Source organism: Bacillus sp. G1(2015b) (genome assembly GCF_001482475.1).
Lineage (GTDB): Bacteria > Bacillota > Bacilli > Bacillales > Bacillaceae > Bacillus > Bacillus safensis.
The window spans coordinates 92,063-110,357 of sequence record NZ_LKIC01000027.1 but is presented as its reverse complement, the minus strand read 5'-3'; the positions used below and the strand labels follow the sequence as shown (position 1 = coordinate 110,357).

General features: G+C 36.3%; 18 protein-coding genes. 6 read left to right on the top strand and 12 right to left on the bottom strand.

Going from position 1 to position 18,295, the window contains the following annotated elements; genetic code table 11:
- Positions 1 to 78 precede the first annotated feature (78 nt).
- The gene (gene parE / locus AMR95_RS14385; protein ID WP_039178939.1) at positions 79 to 2,046 is read left to right on the top strand and encodes a DNA topoisomerase IV subunit B; all 1,968 of its coding nucleotides are present in this window, start codon (positions 79 to 81) and stop codon (positions 2,044 to 2,046) included.
- 2 nt (positions 2,047 to 2,048) lie between these two features.
- Positions 2,049 to 4,487, top strand: a complete 2,439-nt coding sequence (parC, locus tag AMR95_RS14380; RefSeq protein WP_058838681.1) for a DNA topoisomerase IV subunit A — start codon at positions 2,049 to 2,051, stop codon at positions 4,485 to 4,487.
- A gap of 54 nt (positions 4,488 to 4,541) precedes the next feature.
- Here the strand turns inward: parC and AMR95_RS19515 are convergent, their stop codons facing one another.
- The 9 genes from AMR95_RS19515 to AMR95_RS14340 form a co-directional block, all read right to left on the bottom strand.
- Positions 4,542 to 4,667: a hypothetical protein gene (locus AMR95_RS19515; protein ID WP_254966705.1), complete on the bottom strand. Its 126-nt coding sequence runs from the start codon at positions 4,665 to 4,667 to the stop codon at positions 4,542 to 4,544.
- 43 nt (positions 4,668 to 4,710) lie between these two features.
- Positions 4,711 to 5,046: a hypothetical protein gene (locus AMR95_RS14375; RefSeq protein ID WP_039178946.1), complete on the bottom strand. Its 336-nt coding sequence runs from the start codon at positions 5,044 to 5,046 to the stop codon at positions 4,711 to 4,713.
- Between the two features lie 194 nt (positions 5,047 to 5,240).
- Complete coding sequence (locus tag AMR95_RS14370; protein WP_058838680.1) at positions 5,241 to 6,413, bottom strand: MFS transporter; 1,173 nt, start codon at positions 6,411 to 6,413, stop codon at positions 5,241 to 5,243.
- A gap of 659 nt (positions 6,414 to 7,072) precedes the next feature.
- Entirely contained in the window at positions 7,073 to 7,921 is an 849-nt protein-coding gene (locus tag AMR95_RS14365; protein ID WP_058838679.1) for a hypothetical protein, read from the bottom strand.
- Between the two features lie 329 nt (positions 7,922 to 8,250).
- On the bottom strand, positions 8,251 to 9,009 hold the full coding sequence (locus AMR95_RS14360) for an adenylate/guanylate cyclase domain-containing protein (protein ID WP_058838678.1): 759 nt from the start codon (positions 9,007 to 9,009) through the stop codon (positions 8,251 to 8,253).
- Positions 9,010 to 9,012: 3 nt separating this feature from the next.
- Positions 9,013 to 9,576, bottom strand: coding sequence for a Pycsar system effector family protein (locus tag AMR95_RS14355; protein ID WP_058838677.1), 564 nt, complete (start codon positions 9,574 to 9,576; stop codon positions 9,013 to 9,015).
- Positions 9,577 to 9,774: 198 nt separating this feature from the next.
- The gene (gene arsC / locus AMR95_RS14350) at positions 9,775 to 10,194 is read right to left on the bottom strand and encodes an arsenate reductase (thioredoxin) (RefSeq protein ID WP_058838676.1); all 420 of its coding nucleotides are present in this window, start codon (positions 10,192 to 10,194) and stop codon (positions 9,775 to 9,777) included.
- Positions 10,195 to 10,208: 14 nt separating this feature from the next.
- The gene (locus AMR95_RS14345) at positions 10,209 to 11,513 is read right to left on the bottom strand and encodes an arsenic transporter (RefSeq protein ID WP_442854366.1); all 1,305 of its coding nucleotides are present in this window, start codon (positions 11,511 to 11,513) and stop codon (positions 10,209 to 10,211) included.
- 6 nt (positions 11,514 to 11,519) lie between these two features.
- A complete protein-coding gene (locus AMR95_RS14340) occupies positions 11,520 to 11,867 on the bottom strand; it encodes an ArsR/SmtB family transcription factor (protein WP_058838674.1) in 348 nt (115 codons plus the stop codon).
- Positions 11,868 to 12,067: 200 nt separating this feature from the next.
- Between AMR95_RS14340 and AMR95_RS14335 the strand changes: the two genes are divergently transcribed.
- Positions 12,068 to 12,391 carry an ArsR/SmtB family transcription factor gene (locus AMR95_RS14335; RefSeq protein WP_034325125.1) on the top strand — a complete coding sequence of 108 codons (324 nt, stop codon included), beginning with the start codon at positions 12,068 to 12,070 and terminating at the stop codon, positions 12,389 to 12,391.
- Between the two features lie 60 nt (positions 12,392 to 12,451).
- A complete protein-coding gene (locus tag AMR95_RS14330; RefSeq protein WP_082672251.1) occupies positions 12,452 to 13,750 on the top strand; it encodes an NAD(P)-binding domain-containing protein in 1,299 nt (432 codons plus the stop codon).
- A gap of 30 nt (positions 13,751 to 13,780) precedes the next feature.
- On the opposite strand, the gene AMR95_RS14325 is transcribed toward AMR95_RS14330, so the two are convergent.
- Both AMR95_RS14325 and AMR95_RS14320 read right to left on the bottom strand, forming a co-directional pair.
- Complete coding sequence (locus AMR95_RS14325) at positions 13,781 to 14,284, bottom strand: arsinothricin resistance N-acetyltransferase ArsN1 family A (protein WP_058838672.1); 504 nt, start codon at positions 14,282 to 14,284, stop codon at positions 13,781 to 13,783.
- A gap of 238 nt (positions 14,285 to 14,522) precedes the next feature.
- Positions 14,523 to 15,527, bottom strand: coding sequence for a DGQHR domain-containing protein (locus tag AMR95_RS14320; protein WP_058838671.1), 1,005 nt, complete (start codon positions 15,525 to 15,527; stop codon positions 14,523 to 14,525).
- A 137-nt stretch (positions 15,528 to 15,664) separates the two neighbouring features.
- Here AMR95_RS14320 and AMR95_RS14315 point away from each other — a divergent pair, with 137 nt between their 5' ends.
- Both AMR95_RS14315 and AMR95_RS14310 read left to right on the top strand, forming a co-directional pair.
- Positions 15,665 to 16,009 (top strand): helix-turn-helix domain-containing protein, encoded by a 345-nt coding sequence (locus AMR95_RS14315; protein ID WP_058838670.1) that lies wholly within the window; start codon positions 15,665 to 15,667, stop codon positions 16,007 to 16,009.
- 242 nt (positions 16,010 to 16,251) lie between these two features.
- Positions 16,252 to 16,800 carry a recombinase family protein gene (locus AMR95_RS14310; protein WP_034325122.1) on the top strand — a complete coding sequence of 183 codons (549 nt, stop codon included), beginning with the start codon at positions 16,252 to 16,254 and terminating at the stop codon, positions 16,798 to 16,800.
- A 7-nt stretch (positions 16,801 to 16,807) separates the two neighbouring features.
- Here the strand turns inward: AMR95_RS14310 and AMR95_RS14305 are convergent, their stop codons facing one another.
- Positions 16,808 to 18,274, bottom strand: coding sequence for a TniQ family protein (locus AMR95_RS14305; protein ID WP_058838669.1), 1,467 nt, complete (start codon positions 18,272 to 18,274; stop codon positions 16,808 to 16,810).
- Between the last annotated feature and the right edge of the window lie 21 nt (positions 18,275 to 18,295).

Below are 18,295 nucleotides of genomic sequence, written 5' to 3'. Positions count from 1 at the left end.
GCATGATCATCATTAAAATCTAGAGAGATCATTTGATGATTAGCCGGTTATGTTTGTTAGTGAAAGGGGATTAAGCATTTGGTTAAAAAGCAGCAAGTAGATTATAACGATGATTCTATTCAGGTGCTAGAGGGGCTTGAAGCGGTCCGTAAACGTCCAGGGATGTATATTGGATCTACGGATTCCCGCGGTCTTCATCACCTTGTCTATGAGATTGTAGACAACTCTGTCGATGAAGTGCTCGCTGGCCATGGAGATCATATCATTGTCAAAATACATAAAGATAACAGCATTTCCGTCCAAGATAAAGGGCGAGGAATGCCTACTGGTATGCATAAGCTTGGAAAACCGACACCTGAGATCATTTTAACGGTCCTGCACGCAGGCGGAAAATTTGGTCAAGGTGGATATAAAACAAGTGGTGGACTTCACGGAGTTGGGGCATCGGTTGTGAACGCGCTGTCAGAATGGCTTACTGTCACGATTGAACGGGACGGATTTATTTATCATCAGCGCTTTGAAAACGGCGGTAAACCTGTCACATCACTTGAAAAAGTCGGAAAATCGAAAAAAACGGGAACACTAATTCATTTTAAGCCGGACCCAACCATGTTCAGTGTTACGACCTATAATTTCGATACATTATCAGAACGTTTAAGAGAATCTGCCTTTTTATTAAAAGGGTTAAAAATAGAGCTGATCGATGAACGGCATGATGTACAAGAAACGTTTTATTATGAGACAGGCATTGAAGCCTTTGTTGCTTATCTAAATGAAGAAAAAGATGTTCTAAGTGAAGTCGTCTCATTTGAAGGAGAGCATCAGTCCATTGAAGTAGATTTTGCTTTTCAATTTAACGATGGCTACTCGGAGAATATCCTTTCCTTTGTCAATAACGTCAGAACAAAAGATGGCGGAACACATGAGTCTGGCGCCAAAACGGCCATGACGAGAGCCTTTAACGAATATGCACGCAAAGTGGCCCTTTTAAAAGAAAAAGACAAAAATTTAGAAGGCACTGATATTCGCGAAGGACTGTCTGCTATTATTTCTGTCAGAATTCCTGAAGAGCTGCTTCAATTTGAAGGGCAGACAAAAGGAAAGCTTGGGACAAGTGAGGCTCGTTCAGCTGTTGATGCTGTTATTTCTGAAAAACTTGCGTATTTCCTTGAAGAAAACCGGGAAACAGCCACTCTTCTTGTGAAAAAAGCGATTAAAGCGCAGCAGGCAAGAGAAGCTGCTAGAAAAGCCCGTGAAGAAGCGAGGAGCGGCAAGAAGCGGAAAAAGTCTGAAGCAACGCTGAGCGGAAAATTAACACCTGCCCAATCTAGAAACCCAGCAAGAAACGAACTATATCTAGTAGAGGGTGACTCAGCGGGCGGGTCAGCAAAACAGGGACGTGACCGTAAATTCCAAGCGGTGCTGCCTCTGCGCGGAAAGGTCATCAATACTGAAAAAGCAAAGCTTGCTGATATTTTCAAAAATGAAGAAATCAACACCATTATTCATGCAATTGGTGGAGGCGTCGGTGTCGATTTTAATGTGGAAGACATCAATTATGACAAAATCGTCATCATGACAGATGCGGATACGGATGGAGCGCATATTCAAGTGCTTCTCTTAACATTCTTCTACCGCTATATGAAGCCGCTGATTGAGCATGGCAAAGTGTTTATTGCACTTCCGCCTTTATATAAAGTCAGCAAAGGCTCAGGAAAAAAAGAGATTATTGAGTACGCATGGTCTGATGAAGAAATGGATGACGTATTGAAGAAAGTTGGAAAAGGGTACACGATTCAGCGCTACAAAGGGTTAGGTGAAATGAATGCCGACCAGCTATGGGAAACGACAATGAATCCAGAATCGAGAACACTTGTCAGGGTCAAAATTGATGATGCTGCACGTGTGGAACGACGCGTCACAACTCTAATGGGTGACAAAGTTGAACCACGCCGTAAATGGATTGAAAAGAATGTCGCCTTTGGACTTGATGAGGAAAGCAACATTCTTGAAAATGAAAACTTGTCGCTAGCTGAGGAGGTTTAAACATGGCACAACAAGAACGATTTCATGATTTACCATTAGAAGAAGTAATCGGCGACCGGTTTGGGCGCTATAGTAAATATATTATCCAAGACCGTGCGCTTCCAGATGCACGTGATGGTCTAAAACCCGTACAACGAAGAATTTTATATGCGATGTACGCAGAAGGAAATACGCAGGATAAAAACTTCCGTAAAGCCGCTAAAACAGTCGGTAACGTGATTGGTAACTACCATCCGCACGGGGACTCATCTGTTTATGAAGCGATGGTAAGAATGAGTCAGGAATGGAAAGTACGAAATGTGCTGATTGAGATGCACGGAAATAACGGGAGTATTGATGGAGATCCGCCTGCTGCCATGCGTTATACGGAAGCAAGACTGTCTGCCATTGCTTCGGAGCTTTTAAAGGACCTAGACAAGGAAACGGTCGAATTTGTTGCAAACTTTGATGATACAAGCAAAGAGCCAGTTGTATTACCAGCAATGTTCCCAAATCTTCTCGTGAATGGATCAACAGGGATTTCAGCTGGTTATGCGACAGATATCCCGCCGCATCATCTTGGAGAGGTCATTGATGGCGTCATTAAGCGAATTGAACAGCCGCATTGTACGGTTGAGGATTTAATGACAGTCATCAAAGGGCCGGATTTCCCAACGGGCGGTGTCATTCAAGGTGTAGACGGTATTAAGAAAGCGTATGAAACAGGAAAAGGGAAGATCATGATTCGCGGAAAAGCGGAGATTGAAACCATCCGCGGCGGACGCCAGCAAATCGTGATCACAGAAATTCCTTACGAAGTGAATAAAGCCAACCTTGTCAAAAAGATGGACGAGTTCCGAATTGAAAGAAAAGTAGAAGGTATTTCAGAGGTCCGAGATGAAACAGACCGTACTGGGCTTCGAATCGTAGTAGAGCTGAAAAAAGAAGCAGATGCAAATGGTGTGCTGAATTTCTTATATAAAAACTCAGATCTGCAAATCCCGTATAACTTTAATATGGTAGCGATACATAATCGAAGACCTACCTTAATGACGCTCACAACTGTACTAGATGCATATATTGCCCATCAAAAAGAAGTGGTGACGAACCGCTCAGCGTACGAGCTTCGAAAAGCGAAGGAACGCCACCATATTGTCGACGGTTTAATTAAGGCACTTTCCATCTTAGATGAAGTCATTGCCACAATCCGCTCCTCTAATGATAAGCGAGATGCCAAGAACAACTTGATGGCGAAATATGATTTTACAGAAGCACAATCAGAAGCGATTGTTTCACTCCAGTTATATCGTTTAACGAATACAGATATTACGCAATTAAGAGACGAAGCAAGAGAGCTTGATGTGCGCATCGCAGAGCTTGAAGACATTTTAGCGAACGAGAAAAAGCTACTGAAGGTCATTACAAACAGCCTGAAAAAGCTCAAAAAGACATATGCTGATGAGAGAAGATCCGTCATTGAGGAAAAAATCGAAGAAATTAAGATTAACCTTGAAGTGATGATCGCATCAGAGGATGTTTACGTGACAGTCACGAAAGATGGTTACATTAAACGAACAAGCCAGCGCTCTTATGCTGCCTCTAACGGTAAAGACTTTGGCATGAAAGATACTGACCGTTTGATTCATCAGTTTGAAATGAATACAACGGATGTTCTTCTGCTGTTTACGAATAAAGGAAGCTACATTTATTGTCCTGTTCACCAGCTGCCAGATATACGCTGGAAAGACATGGGGCAGCATATTACAAACATCATTTCAATTGATCGCGAGGAATCAATCCAAAAAGCCATTCCAATAAAAGAATTTGATGAAACGTCATATCTTTTATTCTTTACGAAAGGTGGAATGGTGAAGAAAACAGAGCTTCTTCAATATAAAGCGCAGCGTTATTCGAAACCGCTTGTCGCCTTGAATCTAAAAGGTGACGATGAACTCGTAGATGTTCATGTCACAACAGGACAGCAGGAATTGTTTATTGCAACGAAAAATGGTTACGGTTTATGGTTTGATGAAGAAGAAGTAAGTGTTGTTGGACCGAGAGCGGCAGGTGTCAAAGGAATCAACTTGAAGGAAGGGGACGAGGTAGTCTCTGGCCAGATCATTGATCCGAAGAACGATGTCCTTGTGCTCACAACACAAAGAGGGGCTGTAAAGCGAATGAACCTCTCTGAATTTGATAAAACATCAAGAGCGAAACGCGGAGTTCTTATGCTGAGAGAGTTAAAGAAAAACCCGCACCGTATTGTGGCTGTGATCGCTGCAGCGCTGCACGATACACTTGAGATAGATACCGAAAAAGGCACAACAATTCCACTAGATATTTCTACTTTAAGAGCGAATGACCGCTATAGTAATGGGTCATTTATTGTAGATGAGGAAGAGCAGGGAGAAGTGACTCATGTCCTTCTGACTCCTGAACGTGCACCAGATGACAATAAATAAGCAAACGAAAACCCCCTGCGATTGGCAGGGGGTTTCTTTTTATATACAGGTCAATTAGCTCTCGTGGTTGCCAAACATGCTTGTAATGGCATGAACTACTTCAATTCCTTGGTAAACGAAAAGAGAAAGTGAAGTGACAGAGAATAGACCTAGAATGAAAATTCTTAAGAAAAATAACATCGTGTAAAACCTCCCAATTTTTGTTTTGATTTAGATGGTTGGGTTAAACACGAGCTTGTCGGAAATAAGAAGATTGATAGAACACTGCAAGTAAATGCTTCTTTTTCCGGTCAAATCGATCAGTATGAGTGATGCGCGCAAATCCAGCTGTCATACTGCCAATAATCAGCAGTGCTGTAAATGCGGCAAATACTGCGCTCACATGTTTTTGTTTCTTTTCATCGCCCATTGTCTGGACGATTTTCATTTCATGTGATTCTTGATCGGCAACCACCTTCGCATGATGGTATACCTGAACGGAATGAGGCATTGAGAACAAATGAAAACTTGCAAGTGCTATACATAAAACACCTAATTTTAATAGCATATTTTTTTTCATTTTTCTCACCCCTTCCTGGTTATTTTCATGATCTTACCACGTTTTCAGTTATTTGAAAAGTCTTATTTTTTTACTTTCCCTCTTTAAAAAAACGATAAACATCAGGACATCTATAGGACTGTTTCACTTCATGAAAGGTTTCAATTTTATTTTTTAAATTTAAAAAAAGTGCCATGATCAAGGATCAGACACGTTTAGTGAGCTTGTAATGAATGTGGTTTTGCTACAGCTTTAGTAAAGATTCCTGCAATACATATGGCAAATAGAACAAAGATAAAGGCATGAAGCAGTCCAACTTGATTAGCAAGCAGCCCTAAAATAGGAGGGCCGGAAAGGGAGGCTGTGTAACCAGATAAGGTCACAATACTGACGCGTTTGACAGCGTACCGGCTATCATCGCCAGCTGCAGAAATGGTCAGCGGAAAGCCTAAAGATGCGCCAAGTCCCCATAAAAAGATCGATATCATACATACAACAAGTGAAATCTTTAAAATGACTAAGAATAGTCCGGCAGCTGCTGATAAAATGGCCACTCTTAGCAATAACACTCTGCCAAAGCGATCAATCAATCGTCCGCTGATCAGTCTGCCGCTAATCATGCCGCACAAAAACAAAGCATAGATGACCGTACTCATGGAATGTGAAACTTGATAGCCATCCACCATTGCAAGTGGAATCCAATCATTGGCCGAGCCTTCGACAAACGCAAGACATAAGGCAATCATCGCAAGAGATATCGTACGTTTGTTCAGCCATGCTGTTTGAGCAGGTTCAACTGTATCTGACTGCTTCTCATGCTGATCTTTTCCTGTCCCATGCGGGATAAACCGTGTACAAATCAATATGCTGAGGAAGAATAGAAGGGCAATAACGAGAAGGTGTATCAATACAGAAACCCCTAGATGGATAAAAAGAATACCAGCACCTGCTCCAATTAACGTCCCAATGCTAAAGGAAGCGTGCAATATAGGCAGAATGGTTTTCTTGATGCTGTACTCAATCTCTGTTCCTTCTAAGTTCATCGCTACATTACACAAGCCAGAGCCTGCTCCAAAAAGAAAAAGACCAGAAGTGACGACAAAGATAGAAGAGAGCGTGGAACCAATGGCAAGAGTAGTGAATCCAAGGAACATCAAAAAAGCACTGATCACAATCGCCACTCGGCCGCCTTTTTTGCGGACGAATACATTTGAAAGAACAAGCCCAACAATTGAGCCAACAGATAAACCGAGTAAAATAAGTCCCATTGTTCCTGTGTTTGCTTGTAATAAATCTCTAACTTCCGGTGTCCGCGAAAACCATGTAGAAATGGAGATTCCAGACATCGTAAAGATCACAATAATTGCTTTATACCACTTTAATTCCATCTAATCCCTCACATTTAAAGATATATATGTTATTGAACAAATCTACTCGATTATAAATGAGACTTGCTGATTCGTAAATAACAGGAGGGAGGAACGTAATGAAAAAATGTTAGTCAAAAGAAATTTCTTTTGGTGAGAGGTGAAATTGATGGATACACAATGATTAATGAGCATTTTTCAAGTGTAATGTTGGACTAGATGTTTTGACATATTAGAACGAAAAAAGCATTGATTTGGTAAACACATAATCGAACATCAACTGGAGCTATAATGAACGCTTGATACAAAGCTCATAGCATCTGGCGTTGTTGTGACAAAAACGTTGCAGTGAAATGTTTATGGCCATGAAATCGTCAGAATATCATCAAAGCATTTAGATGAACCAATTTAAAATTGATTTTTTCTTTTTCGTCTCAATAAGATAAGTATACTTAGTTTTGAGACAAAGGAAATTTGTTTGTTGTTTAACTTCCTAGAATATATATTATGTAAACTAAGAAATGAGAATACATCGATCGATATTTAATTGTACAGGGACATGAATAAGGGTCCATTCAGGACGTGAACAAGGGTTCATTCTGAACCCTTGTTCACGTCCTCGAATTAAAAATGGATCCATTGTTTATTACTGTACATAAATCTTCAACTTTCCCTATTTATTAAATCTCCTGTTCACTAACTGGTTGTTCTGACTCTAAGAAAAATTCTACAAAATCACGTCCAAACTTGGAGAGCTCAAAATTGTCTTTTGACTTAAATTTTGGCTCTTTTAATTTTGGTAATGAACGTTTAAACTTCGGATTTGTCAACTTGTCTAAAAAGGAGTGTAGTTCTTTAAATGCTTTTGAAATTTCCTCAAGATCATCCGTGATTTCCAAGTCGGTTCTTGTTGTTAACACTCCTATCCTAAGTAGATTTCTACGAACTGCTTTATACTGCTCATAGCTTATACCGTGTCTGTCCATAATTTCCTGAGTCGTTTCTTTTGATTCTTGATCAAATGCAAAACGAGAAACATACATAAGTCTAAGGACAGATATATCCACCATTCTAAGTTCTTTTAAGACGTCGTAATAGGTTAGGATAAAGTCATTCGAAACATGGTGATGTTCAGTAATATTCACGAATCCATTTACCATATATTGAATTTTTTCTTCCTGTTGTTCGTCTATAACGTAATCCAGCACATATTGAAATAACTGATCAATCTGTTCTTTTTGTTCAAATGTTTTTAATTCTAGATTTAAACGGATTTCCTCTATTTTAGATTGCAATTCTTCTGTGAATGTTTTGATGTTTCTTTCAAAACGGGCACGTTTATAACTTTGAACCGCACCTGAGATCCCAGGAATGAGTGAACTTGCTGCATCAACAAGAATATCACCTGTCATGCTTGTTAAAGATTCCTTTGCAATATCAGCAGCTGTGTCACTACTAACATTTAAAAAAGTATCAAGAGCTAACTCACGCCCTGTTTGTTGGATATCTTTCCTTCTACTGTCATTCAAAAATAACCTCTCCTTTTGACTTAGATAGAACAATGTGATTTATGTACTAGAAGGTAAATGTGGATCCATTGTTGTACATTCCCTCTTATCTATCTCCAACTACCCTTTTGTATGTAATATCAAAAATCAAAAACCTCTATGTCCAATATATTAAATCAGCCATAAAAGTTTTTGAATTTAATTATTGCCTAAATGAGTTACCTATAGGACTTGAATAAAATCCCCATAATATATTAACATCTACGAACCTGCGGCGATTTTTGAATTAACAATAAAATCTTTGTCCCTCTAAAACCCGTTTAATGTTCAGGGCCATGTATAAGGTTAATTTAATTTGTCTCATTCATTCCATTATTAATCCAATCATTAAAATCCTCAATAATCACACTTCCATGATATATATCACCTAAATTTTGGTCGTTCTTGAGTTCCCACCAATTTTCAGCATTCTCAATATTCTTCATTTGTTCTTCTATATAATTTGAATAAAAGATTTTGGACATAACTATTGGCCCTACAAGAAGTTTATTACCTAAATCAGATAATTTAGACGCGTGTGTCACAGCCTCTCCGATCCATACTAAATTATTTATCCCCGAAGACTTTCTTCCTGCTTTTACAGCTAAAGTTTCTTTTGCAGCTAAACCTATTCCAGCCTTAATATTAGGTAACTTTCTTTCTTCTAATAATTTATTTAACATTTTCATATAAGTATTAATGTAAAAAGACCTGTGAGCAATATCGAGAATATCTTGCCTATACGGTACTGAATAAATTGCATAAACGCAGTCACCTCTTATTCCTATTTCAATCAAGTTGTCATCAGTGTCTTTTTTTAGAATTTCTATAATTTCAGAGGTGAAACCGCGTATAACTTTAGCAACTTCCACCTCATCTTGTGAAAATAATTTTGTAGAGTCTCGTAAATCTACAAAGATTGCTCCAGCCCACGCCTTATATCCATTGGTATAGGTGAAATCATCATCATTCTGAGGGAATTTTTCAACTTCTTTTACGGCATCTGTATTATCTAAAATTTCCTCTACTTTCTTTTTTCTCGTCAAGTAGTCATATCCTTTAATCTTCATTGATTAGAAACCTCCTGAATAACTTAAAAGAACTCCAATTAAATAAACTGCAACAGTACTGGCCATACCTATAAAAGTGAATTTAATTCCTCTACTAAAGTATTTATATTTCAGTGTGCAGATTTGTGCATTTACATATATTTGGCTCAGAATATCCTCTACCTCTTCATCTTCATTTTGCGACTGCACTCTTTGTTTAAATTCATTAAAACTGTTTGCTGAAATTGTTTCAAAGTAATACAGAGATTCCTGATGCAGGCCTTCCCCATCCAATACTTTTTTATTTTGAGGAACAAGGACTTTAACTAATGATAGAGCTCCGTAAATAAATAGTGACCAGGAGCATATAAAAAAGGTGAGATATAACACATTAGAGAAATTAATACTAAAGATTGATTCTGTTAATATTTTTTTAATCATTACCAAAGATTGCTCAGATAAAAATAAAGTCAAAAATATGCCAACCATTGCTAAAACAATAGATGCTTTTGTATCACAACTCTTTATCCAATCAAGTTGTCTATCTAGTCTTTGAATCAAATTATCTTTAATACTATTTTCTGGCATTATCAATCACTTCTTCCAGTATATTATGTAGACTATTATTATACCTTATTCCTTTGTTCTATGGATATTTTTTCAAATATAGAGGATCAAAATGATCAAAAATTTAAAAAAGAGGACTTTTGACAATTTGCCAGTAGCAATATGTCTAAGTCCTCTTTTTTATTAAATTTTTAATTGAATTTGTGTCAAACTCAAAACTTATTCTCCAGTCTCAGCAAACTGTTTCAATCGATCTCCAATTTCATCTCGTACCCTTTGGAAAAATGCCCACTTCTCTTCTTCTGTTCCTTCTGCTTTTGCTGGATCATCAAAGCCCCAATGGACACGCTCGACATGAGGAGGAGTCATCGGGCATTTATCAGCTGCGTCACCACATAGTGTTACGACTAAGTCAGCGTGATGCAATATTTTCTGATCAATCAGGTCAGATGTTTGATTAGAAATATCAATCCCTATTTCTTTCATTGCTTTTACAGCATTCGGATTTAATCCATGAGCTTCGATACCAGCACTATAGACCTTCCACTCATCTCCAAGATGTTTTTTAGCCCAACCTTCAGCCATTTGACTGCGGCAAGAATTACCGGTACATAAAAAGTATATTGTTTTCTTTGACATGTTGATCGTCTCCTTTAATGTATAATCATTAGCCAGAAATACAATGCTAAAAGTGTGATGAATAGCGTTGGTACAGTTAAAATGACCCCTATTTTGAAATATGTCCCCCAGGAAATCTTCACACCTTTTTGAGAAAGGACGTGGAGCCATAGTAGTGTTGCTAAGGAGCCAATGGGCGTAATTTTTGGTCCTAAATCAGAACCAATGACATTTGCGTATATTAAAGCTTCTCTCATCATTCCCTGTGTATCGGTGCCGGATATGGCCAATGCATCGATCATGACCGTCGGCATATTATTCATGACAGATGAAAGAATCGCTGCTATAAATCCCATACCAAGAGTCCCTGCTAATAAACCTTGATCTGCTACAGCTTGAATCACGCTTGAAAGAGCATCAGTAAGCCCTGCATTTCGCATGCCATAGACAACAACGTACATACCTATGGAAAAGAAAACGATCGCCCAGGGAGCTTCTTTTAGAACGCTTTTTGTTTGAACAGCAGGGCTTTTTTGTGCAATGACCAAGAATAAAATGGCGATCACACCAGCTATGACAGATACAGGTATAGATAAGAATTCGCTTGCAAAATAACCAATCAATAAAAAAGCTAATATATACCAAGATAATCTAAACATCTTTGGATCTTTTATTGCTTCACTCGGGTGTTTTAAATCATTCATATCATAGCGTTTAGGTATACTCTTTCTAAAGAAAAGGTACAGTACAGTGATACTCGCAAGCAATGAAAAAAGGTTTGGAACAACCATTCTGGATGCATATTCAATAAACGTAATGTTAAAATAGTCGGCTGTTACAATGTTCACTAAATTACTAACGACAAGGGGCAGTGAGGTTGTGTCTGCAATAAACCCACTCGCGATAATAAAAGGGAATACTATTTTTTCATTGAAGTTTAATGCTCTGACCATGGCTAAAACAATGGGTGTCAAAATAAGTGCTGCACCATCGTTTGCAAATAAAGCAGCGACGATTGCCCCAAGGATGGTCACATACACAAACATACGTAGCCCACTGCCTTTTGCAGCCTTTGCCATATGCAATGCTGCCCATTCAAAAAAGCCGATTCGATCAAGTATGAGTGAAATGACGATAATCGCGACAAAAGCTAAAGTAGCATTCCAAACGATGCCTGTCACGGTGATCACATCGTCAACATTCACAACACCTACGATTAATGCTAAAATAGCTCCTCCACAAGCGGACCACCCTATGGATAAATTTTTTGGCTGCCAAATAACCAATACCAAAGTTAACAAAAATATGATTAATGATAAAACGGCAAAACTCAAACCCATCCCTCCCTACGAACAAGACATGTTTGTTGCGTTCTGTTGTATTCTTTTTAAAAGGTCATCTTCTTTATTAATTTGATTTAAGATGATACGAATCGTTTCAAATTCTGGACACAGTGTATTGATTGAATAATAACGCCACTGCCCTTTTCTGTTCTCATTGACAAATCCAGCTTTTTTTAATTTTCGTAAATGCTGACTAATAGCTGGTTGACTCATTTCGAACATATCTACCAGTTCACAGACACAATATTCTTTCTCCATAAACAATTTCATCATGATCAGTCTTGTTTGATCACTGAGTGTTTTTAAACAATTCGACATATGTGTCACACCAATTGAAACATCTGCAGTCACAATGATTCCCCCCTTTTCAAAAGTGACGGTCCTTGTTATCAACTCCTTCAACATTATATAATCGAAAACTTATATAATCAATTGATTATATGAATTTAAACAAAAATTTATTCTCGTAAAAATTATCGATTGATTTTCTTTTTAATTTATTTTATGATTTATTCATCAAAAAAAATTGATTAATGAAAAAGGAGAATTCTATGTCCCTTTCCTTTCCCTTAGAAAATAAACAGCTAGTGGATACATTTGAGCATTACGAACTGAAGTTCAAAGCATTATCTGATAAAAAAAGGCTGCATTTATTAAACGTTCTTTGCGAAAACGGCCCTACTTGTGTTTGTGATCTAATTGAGCAATTTCAGATGACACAATCTAAATTGTCATATCATTTAAAAATCTTATTAGATGCAGATTTAATCACAAAAGAAACAAGAGGTACATGGAGCTATTATTCCTTAAATGAAAAAGAAGTGAATCATTTACTTTCACCAGAGCTATGTTGCTTATTTCGCCCTTCTTGCTAGGAAGGGAATTATTTTTAACTAATTAATCAAAAAAAATTGATTTATAAGGAGTTACATAAAATGAAAAAAAACTTACCAGTAGTTATTATTGGCGGTGGCCCAGTTGGTATTGCCGCAGCTGCACATCTTATTAAAAGAAATGAATCATTCCTCTTATTTGAATCAGGCAAACAAATTGGGAATCATTTTTTAGATTATGGACATGTACGCCTGTTTTCACCATGGGAGTTTAATATTGATCAAGCTGCAAGGGAATTGCTAGAAAAACACCAGATCCCCCTCCCTTGTAAAGATGAACTCCCATTAGGAAAAGAAATTGTTACCCAATATCTAAAACCATTAACTGAACTTCCAGAAATGAAACCACATATTTATTTAAACAGCCCAGTTCTCCATATTGGCAAAAAAGGTGTTGATAAAGTTAAAACAAAAGACAGAGATATAGTACCTTTTATCATTCGAGTGAAATTAAATAATCAAGAAGAAAAAACTTACGAGGCAAAGGCGGTTATTGATGCCACTGGTACGTGGCAAAACCCTAACCCAATAAATGCTGAAGGGATTATGACTGAAAATGAAAAAAGAGTTGCTGATCGGATTTATTATGGCATTCCTGATGTTTTAAATCGTGATCTGATTCGGTATCAAAATAAAACAGTTGCAGTGGTTGGCAGTGGTCATTCTGCTGTAAACACTTTGCTTGAGCTGGCAGAGCTAAAAAAGACATCAAAAAACACAGAAATTATATGGATTTTAAGAAAGCATGATATTAGTGAGGTATTCGGAGGAGAAAGCAATGATCAATTGCCTGCAAGAGGTCAATTAGGCATTAGATTGAGACAAATTTTAGATAAAGGATTAGTAAGAATCTTCCCTTCAATGTTGATTCAAAATATTGAACAAACTTTTAATAGCAAGTTAAAAATCATTGGCATCCAGAAAAAAGAAAAAATAACAATCGATAATATAGACGAAGTGATTGCGAATACTGGGGCAAGACCTGACTTTAAGTTCCTAAGAGAAATTCGCCATACATTTGATTCAGCATTAGAGTGCGTGCCGGATCTAGCTGACCTTATTGATCCTAACATACACAGTTGTGGCACTGTACGACCACATGGTGAAAAAGAACTGAGACAACCAGAAACAAACTTTTATATCATTGGTTCCAAAAGTTATGGAAGAGCACCTACATTTTTATTAGCCACCGGTTATGAGCAGGCTCGATCTGTTGTTGCTTATATGACTGGTGATAAAGAATCTGCTGAACGTGTAGAACTTAAGTTATCTGAAACGGGTGTTTGTAAAGTTGCTTTAAAACCTAAAGTTGAGAAAACGTCTTGTTGTATTGATGAATAAATAAAAAGCAGACCTCTTTTTGGGGTCTGCTTAATTAGATAGTATTTTTTCCATAGCCATTACATCAACATAAACATTATCGATTTTCCCTTGTTCTTTGAATATGCCGACTTCCCTATACCCCATTGATTTATATAAACCTTGCCCTAATTCATTAAATGGGAAGGTGAATAAGACAATTTTATGTATTTGAGATTTAACTGCTTCTTTTTCTATATTAGATAAGAGTGCTTTACCAATACCCTTCCCTCTTTGATTACGACGGATATATATAGATAAATCAGCAACACCTTGATAAGCACATCGATGAGAGTATGGGTTAAGTGCCACCCACCCTACTACCTGTGAATTTAATTCAGCAACAAGAATTTTATATTTTTCAGACCGATCAGTGAACCATTTTGTCATGTAAATGATATCTTTCTTTTCAACTTCTAAAGTGGCTATTTTATCAATAATCCCTTGGTTATAAATATCTAATATTTCAATCAGATCAGAATTGTTGGCCTCTCTAATTTTAAGCATACTTCCCATCTCCATCTTTATAGTGTGAATTTAAAAATCTTGTATTCTTTTAATGATTGAAGTCTCGGTATTAAATAAAGTAACCAATTAAATAGATTAAAGTCAATTTGTTTTTACAAAGTTTTACTTAGAATGCATGAAAAGACCAAAAGATTTTATTCTTTTGGTCTTTTTCAACGTGCCTCATAAAATAAAAACTAGAGTGAATCATATGAGCTGCAGTACAGTTTGTTAATTTGCGAATCTCTTATTTCTCATCCAACAGACTAAGTAGTTCTTTAGCTAAAGTCTTTGAACCTGATACGCCTTTTAAATATTTCATTTCCCCTTGAACAGACCAGTCAATTTTTTCAAGCTTGTATAAGAATGAATTTAAAATTTTTAAGTCTATTTGCATGGATTCATTATTTAAACTTTTAGGCAAGATTTCTGAACCTATTATCGACAAAGCATTTATCCCAACGATATGAGTTAGTTTTGATTCTTTATAGTTACCCCAATCATCAGGAAACAGCTTTTTGATTTCGTCAAAATAAATTAAAGATACTCTTAATAATTTTTCTTTTGACAACTCAGATAGTTTGTTCTGTTTTGTTAAATAGGCGAGAGTATTATAAATGTTTTGTAAAGTAACCCGTTTAGAAGTTGTTCTCAGACCTACAATTGTTCCTAATTCATGAAATGGACTGTCTGGTTGGATAATAAGTTGTGCTGCTACCCAACTCAAATCTTCTGAGTCCCTTTTTAGGTATCGGCTTAAAGAAGACCCTATACCTTTAGCTTTAGTGTTGATAGTATCAAATAAACTGATCTCCTCTTCATCTTCTAAATAATGAAAAGCTAAAAAAGGTACATTAATAAATGCATTTGTTTCTTCTAAATATAACTTAATTCCACCTAATCGATGCTGACCATCCATAAGTGACCCTCTCTTTTTGCATATCAAGCGTCCGAAAGAAGGTCTTAGACTATCGTATGCTGTAAACTGCCAATTCCCTCCTGCATTAATTAAAATAGGTGTGAAAAGAGCATTTTCCCCCGTAGATAAGTAATCAACAAAGTCCTTGCATCTTTTGGAACTGACAGGTCGTTGATATCCTTTGCCAGAGGGATCATTAAATGGTTTTACAAAAACCATTTTTAAAGCTTCTGTAGCTGAAACACTACTTTGATAAACTACCTTCCCTCTTAATTTTGCTTGAATTACATTTTCTATGACAATGGAGTTAGATAGTTCCTTCTTAGTTGTCAAATTCTAAACCTCCGAACTTATTCAAAAATATGAATTCAATATAGTACTTATAAGTTTATTTTTCAATGGTAATTTTACACTTTAGTTATCTGTTAAGAGGTTAGCCACCTCTCTAGGCTTAAAGAGAGGTGATTACGTTGGATGAATTAATTAATTTCGTAGGGCAACGTCTTCGAGGTTTGAGAAAAGCTAAAGGATGGACACAAGAAAAGTTTGCTGAAGAATCTGGTCATCAAGCATCTTATATTGCAGGTGTTGAACGTGGTGAAAGAAATATTACACTCGACACATTAGAAAAATTGTTACTGGTACTAGAAGTTAAACCAGCTACTTTTTTTTCTGTTAGTGAAGAAGATAATTTGCTTGAAAATTTAAAAGCTCATGTTAGTTTACTCTCTACTCGATCTCACTCTGAAGTAGAGCTTATAAATAAAATATCTCAGGAAATTTTTGAAACGATTGATTCACAGACCAAAAAGTGAAATTAAGGAAAAGTGAATTTTCCTTGAAAAAATGCAGACGAATTTCAAAAGCGGGGTTGGGAATATTAACCACGCTTTTTCGTGTATCAAAAACGATGGTTTTTGATAAGATTGTTTTTAAAAACAAAAATTTTGTATTAAAGGTGCAATTCTATATCAAAACTCATCTCATTATCTATATGTCAATAATGCACCTTTTTGATATAATTTGATTGAATATTCACAAAAAATGAGGTGATTTTTTGATAATAGGATATGCAAGAGTTAGTACAGTTGATCAATCATTAAACTTGCAGATAGATTCCCTCTCAGAATTTGGGTGTGATGAAATTTTCCAAGAAAAGGTTTCAGGTGCTCGAGATGATAGAACTGAACTAATGAATGCTTTAAGAATGCTAAGAGCTGGTGATAAATTTGTTGTTTATAAATTAGATCGCTTAGCCAGGTCAACAAAAAGTTTAATAGAGATCGCAGAAAATCTTCGTAATAAAAATGTTGAATTTATTAGTATACAAGATAATTTAGATACAAGTACGGCAGCTGGTAAAGCGATGTTTGGTATGTTATCGGTTTTGGCCGAGTTTGAACGGGACATCATTCGAGAACGCACATTGTCTGGGCTTAAGGCAGCTAGAGCTAGAGGAAGAAAAGGCGGGAGACCAAAAGTTAATAAACAAAAATTAAATCAAGCATTGGCATTATATCATTCCAAAAGAATGACTGTTCGAGAAATACAGGAAATTACGGGTATTTCACCAGCAACCTTGTACAGAGCAATTAAAGAAGAGTAAAACAAGTTTACTCTTCTTTAGAATGAATTATTAAGTATGGTTCCCTTTCTTCTTCCCAAAAATGAAATTCTAAAGGTAAGCTTTTATCTTTAGGGATTAAAATTAAATAAAATGGTAAGCCTTCAAGCTTAAATGGAGGCTCGTAATAAAAGCGTCTTTCTTTTGATCCGCCAATACTTATTCGTGTCCAATTGTTGAAATGATTCATCTTTAAATGAATAAGCACTCTTTTCAATACCCAGTTTATTTCTGAAGGTTTACAATCACAATGATTATCTAACCACCAATATAAATCTCTTATATAAGTGATATCTTGGGAGTGTGTGAAGTCGTAATTAGAATGATACAACCCAAGGTTATACCTTCGCCTTTCATCATTGTTACAAATAAATTTTAATTCTGCTTTTATAAATACTTGCCAAAAAACATATGCATAGGCTGCAGGACAAATCCAATTAATTTTTGGTGAATGGAGAAAATAAAGTGATGTGCAATCTTTAATACATTTTTTATGTTTATACATGCTTTTTTCTAGATGTCTATTGAGTGAGTTTAACGTTGATTTTGATAAACGATAGATCTCTTTCGTATTATCATATGTGCTGGTTTCTTCAATTGATTTTGTTTGATCTCTTTTAATAAACCTATAGTGCTGTTCCTCTCGTAATGTTCGAATTAAGGGTGTTGATTTAACTATGTTGTGTGCAGTTCCTTGTTCCATATTTGTTGAGTGGACAGCAGCTTCTAAAATCTTCGTCATAGCATCCTGGTAATTGTTTAAGTCTATTTCTGGATGATAGTGAATATGAAATTTGTTAGCTATACTTGATGAATTCAATTTTTCCCATCTCATCAAAATTTCTAAGGTTACTTTGAGTTTTTTATTTTTCTTCCAAATTGCTGAGTAACTCTTCCCTTTCTTAGGTGAAAATAAATAATAACCACAATCACATCTAAAGGGTTCAAGAGTAAATGAATCTGTGATTTCATAAAGAAAAGCCATTTTGCATTTCGGGCATTCTGAAGTTAATGGGACCATATGAAATGGACAAACATGCATTAATTTAAATTGGTGATAAATGCTGTGATATCCTTGTTTTATACACTTTGGACAGAATCTTAAATGTTTATGAAAGTAGATAGAGTGATTGCCAGGTAATACGTTAGTTAGTTTTGAAATAATATGTTCATTATGCATCTTTAATTGAAAATTCAAAATTTTAACAAGAGACGTATTATCTAGTCCTTCAAGGGTAATTAAATTACGTGCAGATTTATTTTTCGTAGTGGACTTTAGTTTCTTTAAGTGTTGAGTACCGAACAAGTTGAAGATATCTTGACTTTTTATACGATTAGCATATTTAAATTTCTCGAATATCCCCCATGGGGATTCGAAAGGTACAATCCAATCATTATTCCAAGCGAATTCTTTTATTAGAGGGCTTGGTTCTAAAAAGTGTATTTGATTCTTCATTCGGGATTTTTTTCACTCCTA